Source organism: Euzebyella marina, assembly GCF_014855515.1.
GTDB lineage: Bacteria > Bacteroidota > Bacteroidia > Flavobacteriales > Flavobacteriaceae > Euzebyella > Euzebyella marina.
Map to the genome: position 1 here is coordinate 698,494 of NZ_JACYFK010000002.1, position 19,562 is coordinate 718,055.

13 protein-coding genes are annotated in these 19,562 nt (G+C 40.6%); 11 read left to right on the plus strand and 2 right to left on the minus strand.

Annotation, left to right across the window (positions count from 1 at the left end):
* Positions 1-8 precede the first annotated feature (8 nt).
* The 3 genes from IL356_RS11910 (at position 9) to IL356_RS11920 (ending at position 5,671) form a co-directional block, all read left to right on the plus strand.
* The gene (locus IL356_RS11910; RefSeq protein ID WP_121848793.1) at positions 9-2,414 is read left to right on the plus strand and encodes a 3-hydroxyacyl-CoA dehydrogenase/enoyl-CoA hydratase family protein; all 2,406 of its coding nucleotides are present in this window, start codon (positions 9-11) and stop codon (positions 2,412-2,414) included.
* Positions 2,415-2,593: 179 nt separating this feature from the next.
* Positions 2,594-3,784 carry a thiolase family protein gene (locus IL356_RS11915; RefSeq protein ID WP_121848792.1) on the plus strand — a complete coding sequence of 397 codons (1,191 nt, stop codon included), beginning with the start codon at positions 2,594-2,596 and terminating at the stop codon, positions 3,782-3,784.
* Between the two features lie 72 nt (positions 3,785-3,856).
* A complete protein-coding gene (locus IL356_RS11920; protein ID WP_121848791.1) occupies positions 3,857-5,671 on the plus strand; it encodes an acyl-CoA dehydrogenase family protein in 1,815 nt (604 codons plus the stop codon).
* A 144-nt stretch (positions 5,672-5,815) separates the two neighbouring features.
* On the opposite strand, the gene IL356_RS11925 is transcribed toward IL356_RS11920, so the two are convergent.
* A complete protein-coding gene (locus IL356_RS11925; protein WP_121848790.1) occupies positions 5,816-7,618 on the minus strand; it encodes a glycoside hydrolase family 15 protein in 1,803 nt (600 codons plus the stop codon).
* Between the two features lie 102 nt (positions 7,619-7,720).
* Here IL356_RS11925 and IL356_RS11930 point away from each other — a divergent pair, with 102 nt between their 5' ends.
* Together IL356_RS11930 and IL356_RS11935 are read left to right on the plus strand one after the other, a co-directional pair.
* Positions 7,721-9,928 (plus strand): bifunctional alpha,alpha-trehalose-phosphate synthase (UDP-forming)/trehalose-phosphatase, encoded by a 2,208-nt coding sequence (locus tag IL356_RS11930; RefSeq protein WP_121850688.1) that lies wholly within the window; start codon positions 7,721-7,723, stop codon positions 9,926-9,928.
* A 96-nt stretch (positions 9,929-10,024) separates the two neighbouring features.
* Positions 10,025-11,650, plus strand: coding sequence for a M1 family metallopeptidase (locus tag IL356_RS11935; RefSeq protein WP_121848789.1), 1,626 nt, complete (start codon positions 10,025-10,027; stop codon positions 11,648-11,650).
* 76 nt (positions 11,651-11,726) lie between these two features.
* On the opposite strand, the gene IL356_RS11940 is transcribed toward IL356_RS11935, so the two are convergent.
* Positions 11,727-15,131, minus strand: coding sequence for a ThuA domain-containing protein (locus IL356_RS11940; protein WP_121850687.1), 3,405 nt, complete (start codon positions 15,129-15,131; stop codon positions 11,727-11,729).
* Between the two features lie 133 nt (positions 15,132-15,264).
* On the opposite strand from IL356_RS11940, the gene IL356_RS11945 reads away from it, so the two are divergent.
* The 6 genes from IL356_RS11945 to IL356_RS11970 all read left to right on the plus strand — a co-directional run bounded on the left by IL356_RS11945 (position 15,265) and on the right by IL356_RS11970 (position 19,553).
* On the plus strand, positions 15,265-15,837 hold the full coding sequence (locus IL356_RS11945) for a YdeI/OmpD-associated family protein (RefSeq protein ID WP_121848788.1): 573 nt from the start codon (positions 15,265-15,267) through the stop codon (positions 15,835-15,837).
* A gap of 127 nt (positions 15,838-15,964) precedes the next feature.
* Positions 15,965-16,657, plus strand: coding sequence for a DUF2490 domain-containing protein (locus tag IL356_RS11950; protein ID WP_121848787.1), 693 nt, complete (start codon positions 15,965-15,967; stop codon positions 16,655-16,657).
* A 65-nt stretch (positions 16,658-16,722) separates the two neighbouring features.
* A complete protein-coding gene (locus tag IL356_RS11955; RefSeq protein ID WP_121848786.1) occupies positions 16,723-17,355 on the plus strand; it encodes a hypothetical protein in 633 nt (210 codons plus the stop codon).
* 167 nt (positions 17,356-17,522) lie between these two features.
* Positions 17,523-18,131 (plus strand): superoxide dismutase family protein, encoded by a 609-nt coding sequence (locus IL356_RS11960; RefSeq protein WP_121848785.1) that lies wholly within the window; start codon positions 17,523-17,525, stop codon positions 18,129-18,131.
* Between the two features lie 73 nt (positions 18,132-18,204).
* A complete protein-coding gene (locus IL356_RS11965; protein WP_121848784.1) occupies positions 18,205-18,756 on the plus strand; it encodes an RNA polymerase sigma factor in 552 nt (183 codons plus the stop codon).
* The gene (locus IL356_RS11970; protein ID WP_121848783.1) at positions 18,747-19,553 is read left to right on the plus strand and encodes an anti-sigma factor; all 807 of its coding nucleotides are present in this window, start codon (positions 18,747-18,749) and stop codon (positions 19,551-19,553) included. Before IL356_RS11965 ends, IL356_RS11970 begins: the two co-directional genes overlap by 10 nt.
* Positions 19,554-19,562: the final 9 nt, after the last annotated feature.

A 19,562-nucleotide genomic window follows, 5' to 3' on the forward strand; every position in this document is an offset into this window, starting at 1 on the left:
TTAGTAAAGTGAACAAACACATTAATAAAGTAGCGGTTATTGGATCCGGTATTATGGGCAGCGGCATTGCCTGTCATTTCGCCAATATCGGGGTAGAAGTCTTACTTCTCGATATTGTTCCTCGTGAGCTGAACGAAAAGGAAAAGGCGAAAGGTTTGACCCTAAATGACAAAGTCGTAAGAAATAGGCTGGTAAATGACTCATTGACTGCAGCCCTTAAATCTAAGCCTTCTCCTATTTACCATCAAAAATTCGCATCAAGAATAACTACAGGTAACTTAGAAGATGATATTGCTAAAGTCTCTAAGGTTGATTGGACAATCGAAGTAGTGGTAGAAAGGCTTGATATTAAAAAGCAAGTTTTCGAAAACCTTGAAAAACATAGAACGCCTGGAACTTTAATTACTTCAAATACTTCAGGTATTCCGATTAAATTTATGTCGGAAGGTCGTAGTGAAGATTTTCAAAAACATTTCTGCGGCACGCATTTTTTCAATCCTGCCAGATATCTCAAACTCTTTGAAATTATACCCGGGCCCAAGACCTCTCAAGAAGTTCTGGAATTTCTAAATGGTTATGGGGAAAAGTTTCTTGGAAAAACTTCCGTAGTGGCAAAAGATACTCCCGCCTTTATCGGTAACCGTATCGGCATTTTCAGTATTCAGAGTCTTTTTCATATGGTAAAAGAAATGGGAATGACCGTTGAAGAAGTGGATAAACTAACCGGACCGGTCATTGGCAGGCCTAAATCTGCCACTTTTAGAACCGTTGATGTCGTAGGTCTAGATACGCTGGTTCATGTGGCTAACGGTATTTACGAAAATTGCCCAAATGACGAACGTCACGATTTATTCAAATTACCCGATTTCATCGACACCATGATGGAGAAAAAGTGGTTGGGCAGCAAAACAGGACAGGGTTTTTATAAAAAAGTAAAAGACGATAAAGGCAAGAGTGAAATTTTGACTTTAGACCTTGATACAATGGATTATCGGTCTAAAAAGAGTGCCAAATTCGCCACTCTTGAACTTACCAAAACGGTGGATAAGGTCATCGATCGCTTTGCCATTTTAACAGGAGGTAAGGATAAGGCCGGTGAATTTTATCGAAAAAGTTTCGGGCAATTGTTTGCCTATGTTTCCCATCGAGTTCCAGAGATAACAGACGAGCTTTATAAGATTGATGACGCCATGAAAGCAGGTTTCGGTTGGGAACATGGTCCATTCCAAATTTGGGATGCCGTTGGTTTAGAAAAAGGTCTTGAGTTCATTAATTCAGAGAACCAAGAAGCCGCACAGTGGGTTTCCGAAATGAAATCAGCAGGAATCACTTCATTTTACTCAGTAAAAGATGGAGCGACCTATTTCTATGACATTTCTAAAAAGTCTATGGAAAAGGTACCAGGTCAAGATGCTTTTATAATTCTTGATAATATTCGTAAGAGCCATGAGGTTTTCAAAAATAGCGGTGTAGTTGTTGAAGATTTAGGTGATGGCATTTTAAATGTCGAGTTCCAGTCTAAAATGAATACCATCGGCGGTGATGTTCTTAGCGGATTAAACAAAGCCATAGACCTAGCTGAAAAAGATTTTCAAGGCTTGGTTGTCGGTAATCAGGCCGCAAATTTTTCCGTTGGTGCCAATATCGGAATGATTTTTATGATGGCCGTTGAACAAGAATATGATGAGCTGAACATGGCCGTTAAAATGTTTCAAGATACCATGATGCGAATGCGATATTCATCCATACCAACGGTTGCCGCACCTCACGGCATGACATTGGGCGGCGGTTGCGAACTTTCGTTACATGCCGATAAGGTGGTAGCTGCGGCAGAAACGTATATCGGCTTGGTCGAATTCGGTGTAGGCGTGATACCAGGAGGTGGTGGATCAAAGGAGTTTGCCCTAAGGGCACAGGACACCTTTAAAAAGAACGATGTTGAATTGAACGTACTTCAAGAATACTTTTTGACCATCGGAATGGCCAAAGTATCTACATCAGCATATGAAGCTTATGATTTAGGCATACTTCAACATGGTAAGGATATCGTAGTTGTCAATAAGGATAGGCAAATCGCCACTGCAAAGGCACATGCAAAATTGATGGCCGAATCCGGCTATACCAAACCTATAAAGAGAAAGGATATTAAAGTTTTAGGTAAGCAAGCCTTAGGTATGTTCTTAGTGGGTACTGATTCAATGGAAGCGAGCAAATACATAAGTGAACATGACAAGAAGATTGCGAACAAATTGGCCTATGTAATGGCCGGTGGCGATTTATCGGAACCTAGCTACGTAAGTGAGCAGTATCTTTTGGATTTGGAGAGAGAAGCCTTTTTATCCCTTTGTACCGAAAGAAAAACATTGGAAAGAATACAGCATATGCTTAAAACAGGAAAGCCGCTTAGAAATTAATCAGTCTGGTAGTTATTAGTTGAAAGAAGAAAGACTTAAGACATAAGACTATGGCAGCAAATCATAATTTTCGAAAACAAAAAATTCAATCACTACAAGGAATGATTTCACGTTTTATGGAAAGCCTGGAGAACAAGTCTTAGGTCTTATGTCAAATCATCCTCAGTCAAATTACAAATATGAAAACAGCATATATAGTCAAAGGGTATAGAACCGCGGTAGGTAAATCCGGTAAAGGTGGTTTCCGCTTTAAAAGGGCAGATGAACTTGCAGCTGAAACCATTGAATATTTAATGGGTAAGCTACCTGATTTTGACAAAAAAAGAATAGACGATGTAATTGTAGGTAATGCCATGCCCGAAGGGTCTCAAGGTCTTAATATGGGCCGTTTGATTTCCTTAATGGGGTTAGATATAGTCGACGTACCAGGGGTTACCGTCAACCGCTTTTGCTCTTCAGGGCTAGAAACTATTGGCATTGCAACAGCAAAAATTCAGTCCGGTATGGCAGATTGCATCATTGCCGGCGGGGTAGAAAGTATGAGTTCCGTACCCATGACAGGCTTCAAAACCGAGCTGAACTACGATTTGGTGAAATCTGGTCATGAAGATTATTATTGGGGAATGGGCAATACTGCCGAAGCCGTTGCACAGGAGTTCAAAGTCTCTCGTGAAGACCAAGATTTGTTCGCCTTCAACTCACATCAAAAAGCATTAAAAGCACAATCTGAAGATAGATTTCAAGACCAAATAGTACCTATTCAAGTCGAGCATACCTATGTGGGCTCCGATGGAAAAAAAGCAACAAAAAACTATACAGTCACCAAAGATGAAGGTCCACGGGCAGACACTTCTTTGGAAGTATTGGGTAGGCTTCGGCCTGTTTTTGCCGCCAATGGTAGCGTAACTGCCGGTAACTCATCGCAAACAAGTGATGGTGCGGCATTCGTAATGGTTATGAGCGAAGAAATGGTGAAGGAATTAAATTTAGAACCTGAAGCTCGTTTAGTGAGTTATGCCGCAGCAGGTGTTGAGCCAAGAATTATGGGAATTGGTCCCGTAAAGGCTGTTCCAAAGGCATTGAAACAAGCTGGCTTACAACAATCAGATGTAGAATTGATTGAATTAAACGAAGCCTTTGCCTCACAATCAATAGCCGTAATTCGTGAATTAGAGTTGAATAATGATATTATAAACGTGAATGGCGGTGCTATTGCATTAGGTCATCCGTTAGGGTGCACGGGTGCCAAGCTTTCCGTTCAATTGTTTGATGAAATGCGCAAAAGAAACATGCAGGGCAAACATGGCTTAGTGACCATGTGCGTAGGTACAGGTCAAGGGGCAGCCGGTATTTTTGAATTTTTGAAGTAGACGGGTTTTTGATATGTAATTAAAATACTATTAAATAACCTCGATAATTAGAAACAGGATAAAACCAATAAGATGAGTACTGAAACTATACAAAAAGACAACCTTTTAAGAGGTGGCCAATTTTTGGTCAAAGAAACCAAATGCGAAGATATATTCACCCTCGAAGACCTAAATGAAGAGCAGCGAATGATGCGTGACAGCACCAAAGAATTCGTTGACCGTAAACTTTGGGCACATTGGGAACGCTTTGAAAAGAAAGATTACGCCTATACGGAAGAGTGTATGAGAGAAGCAGGTGAACTGGGCCTTTTGAGCGTAGCAGTACCTGAGAAGTATGAAGGTATGGGTATGGGTTTTGTTTCTACTATGTTAGTATGTGACTATATCTCTGGGGCCACAGGTTCGTTCAGTACAGCATTTGGTGCTCATACGGGTATCGGTACGATGCCGATTACGCTCTATGGTACCGAAGAGCAAAAACTAAAGTATGTTCCGAAATTGGCTTCTGGCGAGTGGTTTGGCGCTTATTGTTTAACTGAGCCCGGAGCAGGTTCCGATGCCAATTCCGGTAAAACCAAAGCTATACTTTCTGAGGATGGTAAGCATTACTCTATTTCAGGTCAAAAAATGTGGATTTCCAATGCCGGTTTCTGCAATCTTTTTATTGTTTTCGCTAGAATCGAAAATGACAAAAATATCACAGGTTTTATTGTTGAAAATGACCCAAGCAATGGTATCAGCTTAGGAGATGAGGAAAAGAAATTAGGAATTCACTCCTCCTCTACTCGCCAGGTTTTCTTTAATGAGACGAAAGTACCGGTTGAGAATATGCTGTCTGAGCGTGGCAATGGTTTTAAAATTGCAATGAACGCCTTGAATGTAGGCCGTATAAAATTGGCAGCCGCGTGTTTAGAAGCCCAAAGAAGGGTCGTAACCGAAGGCGTCAAATATGCCAATGAGCGCGTACAATTTAAAACACCTATTATCAACTTCGGTGCCATTAAGGCAAAAATAGCGGATATGGCGGTTAATGCCTATGTAGGGGAATCTGCATGCTACAGGGCAGCTAAGAATATTGAAGACCGAATTGCCATTCGACAAGCTGGTGGCAATAGTCATCAAGAAGCTGAACTAAAAGGTGTTGAAGAATATGCAATAGAATGTTCCATTTTAAAAGTGGCCGTATCCGAAGATGTTCAGCACACGACAGATGAGGGCGTGCAGATCTTTGGTGGAATGGGCTTCAGTGCCGATGCTCCTATGGAAAAAGCTTGGCGAGATGCGAGAATCGCCAGAATTTATGAAGGTACGAACGAAATCAATCGAATGTTGGCAGTAGGCATGCTGGTCAAAAAAGCCATGAAGGGTCATGTTGACCTTTTGGGTCCGGCCACTGCGGTTGCAGATGAACTTATGGGCATTCCTTCATTTGATACTCCTGATTTTTCAGAGCTTTTCTCAGAGGAAAAAGACTTGTTGGCTCGATTAAAGAAAGTCTTTCTAATGGTTGCCGGAAGCGCAGTTCAGAAATTCGGCCCTGAGTTAGAACAACACCAGCAATTAATGCTTGCGGCCGCTGATATACTTATAGAGGTATACATGGCGGAAAGTACACTGCTTAGAACAGAAAAGAACGCCAAACGCTTTGGTGAAGAAAACCAAGCACCTCAAATTGCCATGGCACAATTGTATTTGTACAATGCCACTGAGACTATCATTAAAAGAGGAAAAGAGGCGATTATTTCTTTTGCGGAAGGTGACGAGCAGCGCATGATGCTTATGGGGCTCAAAAGATTCACCAAGTATACCAATAACCCGAACGTGGTGGCCCTTCGAAATCAAATTGCTGATAAAGTGGCTTCGGATAATGGCTATACTTTTGACTAGTTAGAATTTACATTACATAAAAAAGCACCCGAATTGGGTGCTTTTTTATTATTTACTGTTCTTTTTTAATCATTTATAAGTGTCATTCTAGATAATAAACATCACTTATTTATAGCTTCCTATAAATAAGTAATACTTAGGTTTTTATTCCCGCATTGATTCCAATATTTTTTCTTCACTATGCTTGTTCGAAAAATTGATGGCACATTCTATCAAGGCCAAATGAGAATACGCTTGTGGAAAATTTCCTAAAAGCCTTTTGGTCTTAAAATCAATATCTTCACTAAAGAGTCCTAAATGGTTACTGTAGCTAAGCAACCTGTCAAAATATTCCATCGCTTTTTCCTCCTGCCCTATTTTAAATAGACTGTTGACAAACCAAAAAGTACAAACCGTAAAAGAAGATGAGGGCAGCCCAAAATCATCCTCATTTTTGTATCGATACAAAAGTCCGTCATTACTCAATTCCTTTTCGATAGCTTCGACTGTACTAACAAATTTTTCATGTTTGGCATCGATACATCCATAAGATTCCATCAATAAAACGGAGGCATCTAAGTGCTTAGAACCGTATGACTGGGTAAAAGCTTTTACCTCATCATTCCATGCATTCTCATAAATATCGGCCCAAATCTCATCCCTCAGAGGTTTCCATTTCTCAATTTTGTGATGCTTATTGAAAATTTTCGCCACTTTTATGGCACGATCAATGGCCGTCCAACAAAGCACTTTCGAGAAAGTAAAATGACGATCTTCAGATCTAAACTCCCATATACCCTTATCGGCCTCCTGCCAGTGTTTATCAACAATCCAAACAATGCCTTTGGTAATGCTCCAAATATCTTCGCCATTGGCGATATCGGTGCTGAATTTCACTAAATTCTCATAAATGACATCCATTAGAATACCATATATATCATTTTGCCTTTGAATATAGGCCGCATTACCGACACGTACGGGCTTAGAACCTTTATACCCACTCAAGTGTTCTAAAGTCTCTTCTGTAAGCTTCTTTTCTTTATTAATGCCGTACATAATCTGAAGCTTTTCATCTTTATCGGGCATTAGGTCGATAATGAACTGAAGATAACGGCGAGCCACGTTTTTATGGCCCAACTCGCTCACCACTTTCACGACCATTGAGGCATCTCTGATCCAACAGAAACGATAGTCCCAATTGCGCACTTCGCCAATAGTTTCCGGCAAAGAGGTAGTCGCTGCCGCCAAAACGGCACCTGTTTTATCATAGCTTAACAGTTTAAGCGTCACGGCACTTCGGTGAATTTCTTTGTTATACTTTCTATAGGTGGGGGTATTGTTGCTCCAATTCAACCAGTATACTTTGGTTCGTTCGAGCTCTAAATACATTTTTTCGGTATTCGGCAATAGTATTTTCTCGTTGTAACCCAGAAGAAAATAGCCATCTTCGGTAATTTCCATTTCACGCCCCTCTACCACGGCATTTTTATTAAATGAGGTATATAGAAAAACGGTATCGAACGACTCTGCATGCGTTAAACTGGCGATGAAGTTATGCTTCACATAGGTCCTTGTTTTTCCTGAGGCATATTCTAATTTAGGGTCATACTGAACGGTGAATTTAGGCCGACCCGATTTATGTTTGATATAACGAGCGATTTCTGGTGGTGAATGATATCCGCCGCCTTCCAAATGATAACGAGGCATGAAATCATAGACTTCAAAAGCGTTTTCCCCATCTGAAAAAGAAGTCAACAAGATAGCGGTGTTACCAACGTAGGTCTGTTCTATATCATAACTCCCATCTACATTAAACCCAAAACTACCTCCGATTTTCTCATCGAGAAGTTTGGCAAACACCGAAGAAGAATCGAACTCTGGCAAACAGCACCAATCAATACTTCCTGTTTTTGATATAAGGGCCGCACTTCGGCAATTCCCTATTATTCCATAGTCTAAATTATCCATTCAATAAAATTGTTGATTCAAACGGCCCCTGAATTGTTATTGGCCATCTTTTTCACGAAATTTAGAGAAATAAACATCAAAACAAAGCAAAAAAACCAATTTATGGGCAAAACTATCATAATCTCAAACAGACTACCTGTTCAGTTACAAATCAGCAACGGTGAAATAACAGCTATTCCCAGTGTTGGCGGATTGGCTACAGGAATGAAATCAGTTCACTCAGGAGGGGATAGTTTATGGATTGGCTGGAGCGGACTAACGGATGAAGAAATACCGGACGAACTGGCTCCAAAAATTGACAAGGCATTAAAAGAGCATGGGTCGTCAAAAGTGAATTTGACCTCCAGTGAAGTAGATGGCTTTTATTTCGGCTTTAGTAACAGAACTATTTGGCCCTTATTTCACTATTTTCTTGAGTATTCTGAATTTGAACTCAAAAACTGGGACATCTATAAAAAGGTAAACCAAAAATTCGCGGATGCGATTTTGGAAGCCGCAGATGATGACGATACCATCTGGGTTCATGATTATCAGTTGATGTTAGTACCCCAAATGGTAAGAGAGAAAAAGCCCGATATATCCATCGGGTTCTTTTTGCATATACCTTTTCCTTCGTTTGAGATTTTTAGAACATTGCCATGGCGGGAGAAAATTCTTGAAGGTCTTTTGGGTTCGGACTTAATCGGTTTTCACACTTATGATTATGAAAGGCACTTTTTGAGTTCTGTTAGAAGATTGTTGGGGCTCGATGTGAGTTTCAATGATATTTATATGGATGATAGGGTCATCAAAGTCGACTCTTTTCCGATGGGTATCGATTACAAAAAATTCAATGAGGCTGCCAAAGAGAATAAAAAGAACCAGCCGGAAAATCAATCTGAATTACAACGAAGACTCAATAAACACAAAGATGCCGACAAAGAAGCTAAGTTCTTTCTTTCGATTGACAGACTTGATTACACCAAGGGCATAGCTAAAAGACTGTACGCATTTGAGTACTTTTTGAATAAATACCCGCAATACAAAGAAAAAGTACGCTTGATTATTTTGGCGGTACCTTCCCGTTCAAACGTACCCCAATATCAATTGCTCAAGAGAGAAATCGATGAATTGGTGGGCCGAATTAATGGGGAGTTTTCAACAGTAAGCTGGACGCCCATTTGGTACTTCTATCGCTCCATGCCCTTTGAAAACCTTATCGACCTGTATACATCGTGCGATATTGCTTGGTTGACACCTATTAGAGATGGTATGAACTTGGTGGCCAAAGAATACATCGCGACAAGAACTGACCAAACGGGGGTTCTCATCTTAAGTGAGATGGCAGGATCGGCCAACGAGATGAACGAAGCTATGCTGGTCAACCCCAACAACTTTGAGCAAACGGCCGACGCTCTTAAAGAGGCTATTACCATGCCTAAAGAAGAGCAAAGAGAACGTAATTCTATTCTGCAAAAAAGATTGGAACGGTATAACGTAGAGAAATGGGCGAACGATTTTATGGATTCTCTATTAGACCAAAAAGGAAAAGATTTCAGCCATGTGGCCAGAAAGCTGTCTGTCGATCTAATGGATACCATTGTAGATAATTACAAAAATTCGAGCAAAAGACTTCTTTTTATTGATTATGATGGCACCCTGGCCGGCTTTCATAAAGACCCGCAAAAGGCTGCCCCAGATGATGAGCTTTATGACTTGCTTGATACCTTGGCCAACCAAGAGAATACCGACATGTTTCTTATAAGCGGTCGTGACAAAGAGACCTTTACCAAGTGGTTCTTGCATAAAAAATACAATATGATTGTGGAACATGGCGTGTGGATTTCACAGCATGGTGAAGAGTTCAAAATGTTGGAAAAGGTCAAGAAAGATTGGATGGAAAAAATTCTGCCGGTACTCGAATCGTTTGTCGACCGAACTCCAGGAAGTTTTATAGAAGAAAAAAACTATTCTCTTGCATGGCATTATAGAAATACCGATCCTGATTTTGGCCAGAAAAGAGCCAGCGAACTCAACACCGTGCTTACCAGTCTGATCGGTACCGACGATTTAAGTGTTCTGAACGGTAATAAGGTCATGGAAATTAAAAGCAGTAATGTGAACAAAGGTCGGGCGGCCATGCGCATGTACGCTGAAAAAGACTATGACTTTTCATTTGCAATTGGCGACGATTGGACGGATGAATTTATGTTTATGGAACTTCCTGAGGATGCCGTTACCGTAAAGGTCGGTAGACAAAAAACCAATGCACGGTATTACGTTGAAAGTATTAAAAATGTAAGGGCTCTTTTGAATAGGTTCATCTATTAAAAGTTCGGGTTCATTCTGGTGTGTTTATATCCTGTTCAGTTGAGAACGCTGCCCGTGTTGCAAAATTGAAGTATCTTGACATCAAAAATTTATTTGATGAAATATTTCTTAGCCTTTTGTGGTGCACTTACAACAATCATAGCTACATCTCAAGAGTTTACGCAGCAAGATACCTTACGCGGCAGTATTACCCCAGAAAGAGAATGGTGGAACCTTAATTATTACGACCTATATGTCGATGTAAATCCAACGAATAAGTCAATAAAAGGTTCCAATCTGATTCGTTATGAAGTTTTAGAGCCCCAAAAAGTAATGCAAATTGATTTGCAGCCTCCGATGAAAATTGATAAGGTCGAGCAAGATGGGGCCGAACTCAAGGTAGAGCATGATGGCAATGCCCATTTCGTTCAATTAAAAAAGAAACAAAATAAGGGTGAGTTCAAAGAGGTAAAAGTATACTTTTCAGGGCATCCGAGAGAAGCGGTGAGAGCGCCATGGGATGGTGGTTTCTCTTGGAAAAAAGACAATAATGGCAAAGAATTTATAGCAACTTCAAATCAAGGTTTAGGTGCCAGCGTTTGGTGGCCCAATAAAGACCATATGTACGATGAAGTCGACAGCATGAAGATCAGGGTTAAGGCCCCTAAGGGTTTGATGGATGTTTCAAATGGTCAATTGAGGGCGGTAGATGAAAACAGCAACACCTATGAATGGTTCGTCAAAAACCCCATCAATAACTACGGGGTGAATATCAACATTGCTGATTACGTTCACTTTGAAGAAAAATATCAAGGCGAAAAGGGTGCTCTTCAAATGGACTATTATGTGTTGCCCTACAATCTTGAGAAAGCCAAAGAACATTTTAAAGATGCGCCAAAAATGATGGAAGCATTTGAGCATTGGTTCGGCCCCTACCCTTTTTATGAAGATGGTTTTAAGTTGGTAGAAGTACCCTACTTGGGTATGGAGCACCAAAGCTCGGTGACCTATGGCAATCAATACAAAATGGGGTATCTTGGCAGAGATTTATCGGGTACCGGATGGGGTCTAAAGTTCGATTTCATTATAATTCACGAGGCCGGTCACGAATGGTTTGCGAACAATATTACTTACAAAGATATTGCCGACATGTGGGTTCATGAAGGCTTCACGGCTTACTCCGAAAACTTATTCATTGACTATTATTATGGTAAGGAGGCTTCGGCCGATTACGTAATCGGAACACGCGCAAACATTCAGAATGACAAGCCTATCATAGGCAAATACGATGTGAACCACAGAGGAAGTGGTGATATGTATTACAAAGGCGCCAATATGTTGCACACTATTAGGCAGATAATTGGTGATGATGAAAAATGGCGTCAAATACTTCGTGGGCTCAACAAAGAATTCTATCACAGTACGGTGACAACCCAGCAAATCGAGAATTATATAATTGATAAGTCAGGGATTGATTTGTCGAAAGTATTCGACCAATATTTGCGTACCGCTAACATTCCCAATTTTGAATATCAGATGACCCCTGAGGGAATCAAGTATCGCTATAGTCAAGTTATCGATGGCTTCACAATGCCTCTTGAACTAAACATTGGGGATAAAAAGGTTACTGTTAACCCTACCACAGAGTGGCAACAAATGAAACTTGCTACTTCGGAAAAGGAATCAAAAATTACTGTTGACAGGGATTACTATGTTAATGTTCAGGATATTTCCAAAAAATAACGATTCTTACATTCATAAAATAATAAAGGCCGATGTAACATCGGCCTTTATAGTTATAGATTGAGTTGAGAATAAATTATCTGCCAGCAAATTTCACTCCTGTAACCGCCATTTGGCCCGGAGCCTCTCCTTCCTTAGGTTTATATACGAAATAAAGTTCATCGGCCTTTACATCCATCTCTTTGTTTAAAGGAATTAAAATCGCGCCGCCAGGTTGACCCGCTTGAGGGGTAGGCATGCTTCCTTTGCCCAAGAGCTCACCATCAGGTGAGTTTAAGTGAAGTTCTACTTCAATACCTGCCTTTGGTGCCTCTTGCCATCCGGCAGTTACCATAGCACTGTTGACACCCTTAAGGTCAATATTTTCTAAAGCAAACCAGCCTTCGTCCTCGGGTAATAGTAATAGGTTCATACCTCCAAAAGCTACTGGTGAAAACCCTTTAGCCTTTGTTGCCTCACTAAAGGGTACTGTACTGCCCTGTAAAGCTACCGATTGAACACCTGTTAAAGGTTTAACTCCATTAATACCTTTATCCGTATAGCTAGCGGTTAGAATCATTGCGTTATCACTACCTGTAGGTTCTGGCATTATAGTTCCCTCTAGTGGCAACGATTTCTCTAATTTTCCGGAATCGGCCAACGAAAGTATGTAAGCGGCAATCTGTCTAGTTTCATCTTCGGTAATGTTAGGATGAGCCGCCATCGCAGCTTCGCCCCAAACACCAGATCCGCCTGATACGATCTTCTTTTGTATATACCGGCTTGCGCCTCTATCATTTTTATACTTCTCAGCAATATCCTTATAGCTTGGCCCTATTGATTTTTCTCCTTCTTTATGACAAGCCTTACAATCCATACCTTGGGTCAGTGCTTTACCTGTAACAGAAGCAGAAACCTCTTGATGGCCTTGCGACTGATTTACTTGATCAAGACCTTCCATATAATCTACCGAAACAAAAACGTTGTTAGGATCTATATCGTCATTACCATCGGGGTCGGTCACCGTAACCTTATACTTAATGGGCGTACCCTTGATAAAGAAGGTCGAATTGCCGCCTTGCAAATCAATCGAAATTTGAGGTCTAGAATTGCCCGCGATTACTGTGGAAGATTCGCTCACGGCACTGGCCCCTTTATCATCTTTCACTTCAACTGATATTTTATACTCTCCGTTACTATTGTACGTATAGGTTAGTTTCGGTTCTTGGGTCTCTTTGGTCTCTCCATTACCTAAATTCCATAGATAAGAAACGGCATCACCTTCTAAATCTTCAGCTTTTACTTCAGCAGTAATTTCAAAAGGAACCTTTCCGGTGTCATGGTTTACCATAAGATTATCGATCATTGGCGGTCTGTTTCCACCATTATATTCAATAAAGCTCAGACCTGAATCGTCATTTTGAGAGAACCATCCGCTACCGTACTCCAATAGATATATTTTTCCATCAGGACCCAATTCCATATCTATCAGATTTCTCAATTTGATATCAGAAGCAAATGGTTCCATTTTGTTAAAGGTGCCGTCTTCAAAAAGGGATACGGCCATCATCCACCCACGCATCCATTCATAAATAATGGTCTTTCCATCATAGTAATCAGGAAGACCTCCACCGTCAGTAAACATATCGGAATAGTAAGTAGGCCCCGCCATGGCATTACGCCCGCCACTACCGACTTGGGGAAACTCAGAGGTTTCTGCATACGGATAATAGATATAGGCCGGCTTTGTTGGAGGAAGTTCTTTTAAACCTGTATTGAACTTCGAGTCGTTAATAGGTTTTTCAGGATTGAAGGCCTCACCACTTTCACCGGTTTCATAATTATAATCACGGTAAGCATAATTGTTACCTATAAAAAGTGGCCAACCATAATTGCCTGGCTCGGTGGCCAAATTCATTTCGTCATAACCACGCGGCCCCCTAGTATCTAAAGAGTCATTGGCAGCATCAGGGCCAACCTCACCCCAGAACAAATGCCCCTTTTTAGGGTCTACAGAAATTCTGTAAGGGTTACGATGGCCCATGGTATAAATTTCCGGCCTTGTTTTATCTGTTCCAACAGGAAACAAATTGCCCTCCGGTATATCGTAAGTTCCATCTTCCTTAACCCTTACTCTAAGAATTTTTCCGCGAAGGTCGTTTGTATTACCCGATGACCTTCTGGCATCATACTGCTCATGGTCAGGTAAATCGTTCAACGGGGCAAAACCGCTATTTACATATTGAACCCCTTTTTCATTAAATGGTGTCGAGTTATCACCGGTTGAAAGGTACAACAAGCCATCGCCTCCGAAAGCAATCGAACCTCCGGTATGGCAGCAGATTTCACGTTGCGATTCAATATCTAGAATAACTTGTTCAGAGGCCATATCAAAATTGCCATCTTTATATTTGAATCTAGACAATCTGTTTACCCACTGGTCTCCGGTTGGCGCATAATAAACATAAACCCAATTGTTATTGGCATAGTCAGGGTCTTTCTGAAGCCCCATCACCCCTTCTTCAGCATTAACGCCAGGGGTGTTCAATGTTTTAAAATACACATCTAATTTAGCTACTTGCTTTAACTCTTCGGTTTCTGAATTAAAATGCATGATTTCGCCCCTACGCTGGGCAATAAGAACATCATGATTTGGAAGAACCGTCATTTCGGTAGGCTCAAAAAACTCACCACCAACAAGTTCGACCTTGGTAAACCTATTCGCGTCTGGAGGAAGTTGCGTGGTGGCCTTCGAGTAATCAAGATTATTATTTTCTCCTATGGCATATTCAATTCCGCCTAAGAGATGCTTGAGGAACAAATCTTCGGAATAGCTCTCTGAAGTATGCCCGGCGCCGGTGTAAAAGGCTCTACCGCCATCATATTCATGATACCATGCAAAGGGGTGGTTATCTCCATTCAAACCGCCTTCATAGGTCGATTCATCAACTCTCATGACCACATGCACATCGGGGTTAATGCGCTTGTAATTGTAAATTTCATCGCTTCGGTGCCAAACAGAATCGGTAAAGTGTTTGGTTGCAATAAAATTCTTATCGGTAATAATAAAGTCTGCTTCAGGGGTGCCGGCAGGATGCGACACAAACTGTGCCCCTACCAATTTATTGTACCAACCCCAATCATACTCGGTATCTGTAGCGGCGTGTACGCCAACAAACCCGCCACCTGATTGAATATAACGTTCAAAAGCCGCTTCTTGCTTATGATCAAGAACATTCATTGTGGTACTAAGAAAAATAATGGCCGAATATTGCTTGAGGTTATCTTCATTAAAAAGTTCAGAGTTTTTGGTAGTATCTACCTCAAAACCGTTTTCAGAACCTAGTTTTTGAATGGCCGCAATACCATCTGGTATCGATGCATGCTTAAAGCCCATGGTTTTTGAGAAAACCAGTACCTTGGGTTTACCTTCCCTTTTGTTTCCACAATTGGCAAGGGTCAATCCCAAAATTACCAAGAGGGCAAGAGTAATTTTTTTCATGTTGATGTTGAATTGTTGATAGTTTAATACAATCTCTAAAAGTAAGGATTCACAATCTAAACCCCCAAGTTTTTTAGGGCAAAATGGTATTTTTAAAGGATATTTTGAGAATTTCGTAATCGAATTACAAAACATGAAAGAATTTTATTTTAAGAATTCAGATGAATGGCGCGATTGGCTGCATGTAAACCATACACAAGAATCTGGTATCTACCTTATCTTCTATAAAGTGGACCATGAAAATGAAAGTATGAGGTGGGAAGAAGCTGTTCGTGTGGCTCTATGTTACGGCTGGATCGACAGTACTGTCAAAAGCCTTGGAGATGGTAAACGCAGACAATACTTTTGTAGGAGAAAAGCGAAAAGTGTTTGGAGCAGAGTAAACAAGCAGCATATAGAAGAATTGATTGCCAATAACCTAATGCACCAAACGGGATTAAAATCTATTGAAATAGCAAAGAAAAATGGCTCGTGGTCTGAATTAGACGATGTAGAAAACGGAATCTTGCCCGATGATTTAAAGAAAGCATTCTCTAAGAACGAGAAGGCTTTAAAGAACTTTGAGAACTTCACCCGAAGCCAAAGAAAAGGCTACCTATATTGGCTGAACCAAGCGAAGAGAGAGGCCACCAGGCAAAAAAGAATCAGAGAAATTATTGAACATAGTGCGCTAAACATCAAATATAGAAACGGAAGTTCGAGATAAATCGATGTTCTGTATGCGATGTTTCTTGGCAGAACTTAAATTTTAGGTTTGCCTTAACAATCAATAAGTTATTGACCGATGTATAAATGCCTATTTTTAGGCTCCTAAAAAACCATTCATCTTCATTATGAAGAATTTATTAATACTATTTACTTTACTTTTTATTTCAGCTCAGGCATTTGCCCAAAACGGAGAAGACAAATTAGGGTCTTGGCATATGTACTTTGGCACCAACAAACTCTCTGAAAAATGGAGCCTTCATACTGAAGCACAATTACGTTATTATGAGAACGGTAAAAACTTCAACCAACTACTTTTACGTACCGGTGCCAATTACCATATTAATGAAAATGCCATTGCCACTTTAGGTTACGGTCATATAACCACCGACGGTACTTTTGAAGAATTTACCGATGAGATTAATTCTATTGAGCATCGAATTTTCGAACAGTTCATATTAAAAAACCAAGTCGGGGAGTTTAATTTCGAACATCGCTACCGACTTGAACAACGCTTTATCGATTTTGGCGACAGAAACGATACTCAACATAGGGCGAGATATAGGCTACAGGTCACCCTTCCTTTAACAGATATATTTTTTCTGAACTTTTATGATGAGATTTTCTTGAACCTTCAAGACGAGGTTTTCGGGCAAAATAGACTTTACGGTGCTTTGGGCATTAATATCACCCATAACTTAAGTACCCAAGTGGGCTATTTGAAAAACCACTTTCCTTCGGCGCATTACGACCGTCTGCAAATTGCCGTCTTTTATAATCCCGACCTGAGTAACTTATTCAAGAAAAATGGACAAGATTAAGAGGATTGCTATTAAAAGAAATGCTTTATAAGTAAATTTGACACTAACTAAACCAATAAAACAAAATGAAAAAAATCGGATTTTTTGCAGTAGCTCTTCTACTGATTGCCTCTAGTTGTAAAGAGACTAAAAAAGAAAATAGTTCAGAATCGGAAAATGTAGAATCGTCAGAGCAGTTCTCTTTGGTAGCCGACTCGACCAAGGTGAGTTTCACCGCTTATAAAACGACTGAGAAATTACCTGTAGGTGGGCAATTTAAAGAGATTGAAATTAAGAACAATCCTTCTGGGGCCACACCAATGGAAGCATTGAACGGCACTGAATTCGGCATTCCGGTAAGCAGTTTGTTCACGAATGACGCCACTGGCACTAGAGACCCGAAAATCTTAGAGTTCTTTTTTGGGGCTATGACCAATACCGAATTAATATCTGGCGTTTTCAAATCAGATGGTAGTGGCCAAAGTTCTATTGATGTTACTTTGAATGGAGAAACGGCCAACATACCCCTAACCCATAAAATGGTTTCCGATACTGCAATAACCTTTGATGGGGTGATGGACCTGAGCAATTGGAACGCCCTTTCCGCCGTCGAATCAATCAACAAGGCCTGCGAGGCCCTTCATACAGGTAAAGACGGTGTTAGCAAAACGTGGAGCGAGGTCGCCGTACACGCCGAAGTTTTGTTCGATAAAAAATAGAAAATACACTTCATTGCATAGCAAGTCCCGAACCTAACAGTTCGGGACTTTTGTTTTGACTTCATTTTTGACGCAAATAATTATAATACTATCACATATCGTTGTATTGTTTGAATGCGACTTCTTTTCTTATTACATTTCGATTTAATACCAAAAACATAACAACTATGAATCGAATAAAAATCACATTTCTTGCAGCAGGTCTTATCGCCCTAGCAAGCTGTAAAGAAGTAAAAAAAGAATCAGAAGAAGCAGGTGACGCCATGCAGAACGAAATGGAAAAAATGGAGGAAACTGCCAGTGAAATGAAAGCAGATGCTATGGGCAATACGTTGACCTTGGCGATGAATTCGGCTAGTGACAGTGACGTTAAAGGGGAGGTTACCTTTACCGAAGAAGATGGTGAGGTTAAAATGAAAGCTATATTTACTGGTTTATCTCAAGGAGACCATGCCATACACCTGCACGAAACGGCCGATTGTTCGGCCCATGACGGAAAATCTGCCGGAGGGCATTGGAACCCTACCGATCAACCTCACGGAAAATGGGGTGATGAAAAAGGGTATCATAAAGGCGACATAGGAAATTTTGTTGCTGACGAAGATGGTAACGCCACCGTAGATTTTGAAACCGATGAATGGTGTATGGGCTGTGATGATGAGAATAAGAACATCATCGGTAAGGCCGTAATTGTACATCAAGGTACTGACGATTATACGAGTCAGCCTAGTGGTGATGCAGGTGCACGCGTTGCCTGTACCCCTATCGCCAAATAATACTTCTAAAAAAGAAAACGCCTTTCAATAGGCGTTTTCTTCCTATATTTAAACTCTCCCTTAAACTCCTTATATGGATTTAGATGAACTAGTAAAACGTTTCCAAAGAAAAGATGTCATGGCCTTCGAGCAATTATATGGCATGTATTGGGAGAACATCTGCGGAGCCATTCACGTTGTAGTACGCGACAAGTATATGGCCGAAGAGATTTGTCAAGACGTTTTTACAAAGGTTTGGCACAATGCAGAAACCTACAACCCTTCAAAAGGAAGGTTTTTTACATGGGTGTTGAACATTGCTCGCAACGCGGCGATCGATAAAGTGCGCTCAAAATCCTATAAAAACCAGAAAAAAAACCTTAGTGCCGACTACTTCGTAGGTATTTTGAACAGAGCGGATGACATCGAGGAAAAAGATGAAAACCCTATCGATATCTCCGCATTAAAAGCAATGGTCTTAGACTTGAAACAGAAATGTCTTGAGATTATCGAGATGCTCTATTTCAAGGGGTACACACAAAAGGAAACCTCAAAACAGTTAGACATTCCTTTAGGTACCGTTAAGACCAGAAACAGAAGTTGTATTTCTAAGTTGAGGGAAAATATTACTGTAGGATGGAAGTAGAAAAGTACATAGAATCAGGTATTTTAGAGTTATATGTTGCCGGGGTTCTCTCTGAGGAGGAGAATTTTGAGGTGTACCAAAATGCTCAAAAGTACCCTGAGATTAAAAAAGAAATTTTGGCAATCGAAGATGCCATCTTAAAATTGACCAAATCGGTATCACCACAGTTGATGCTACCTAAAGGATTCGAAGATATAAGAGTTCGAATCGGCGAGCGCAAAGCGACCAAGGTAGTTCAGATGCCAAAAGAAGAAAAAACAAACTGGGCAGCATACACTGGTTGGGCAGCAGCTATTTTACTTGGTCTGGGCTTATTCTGGCTATACACGCAGAATAATGAGTTAAAGTCTGACGTAAAAGTTGTTGAAGAACAAAACCAAGTACTCGAGCAGCAGATTTTTGAGGCCAGAGGCTCTTTGGCAAATACTGAAGAGTTATTGAACGACCTTCGCGATAAAGATGTTGCCGTGATATCACTCGGTGGACAAGAAGTTTCACCTGAGTCGTATGCCAAAGCCTATTGGAACAAGCGTGAAAACAAAGTATTCATCGATGCCCAAGGTTTGCCTGAGCCACCTGATGGCATGGTGTACCAAGTCTGGTCGTTAAAACTGGATCCATTGACCCCTACAAGCATGGGTCTACTTGAAGAGTTTGAAACCGACGATAACAAAATATTTATTTTGAACAATCCTAATGAATCTGAGGCCTTTGGTATAACCTTAGAACCGGCTGGTGGTAGCGAAACGCCGAACCTAGAACAATTATATACACTGGGTGCCGTTTCCTCTTCATAAAAATTTTAA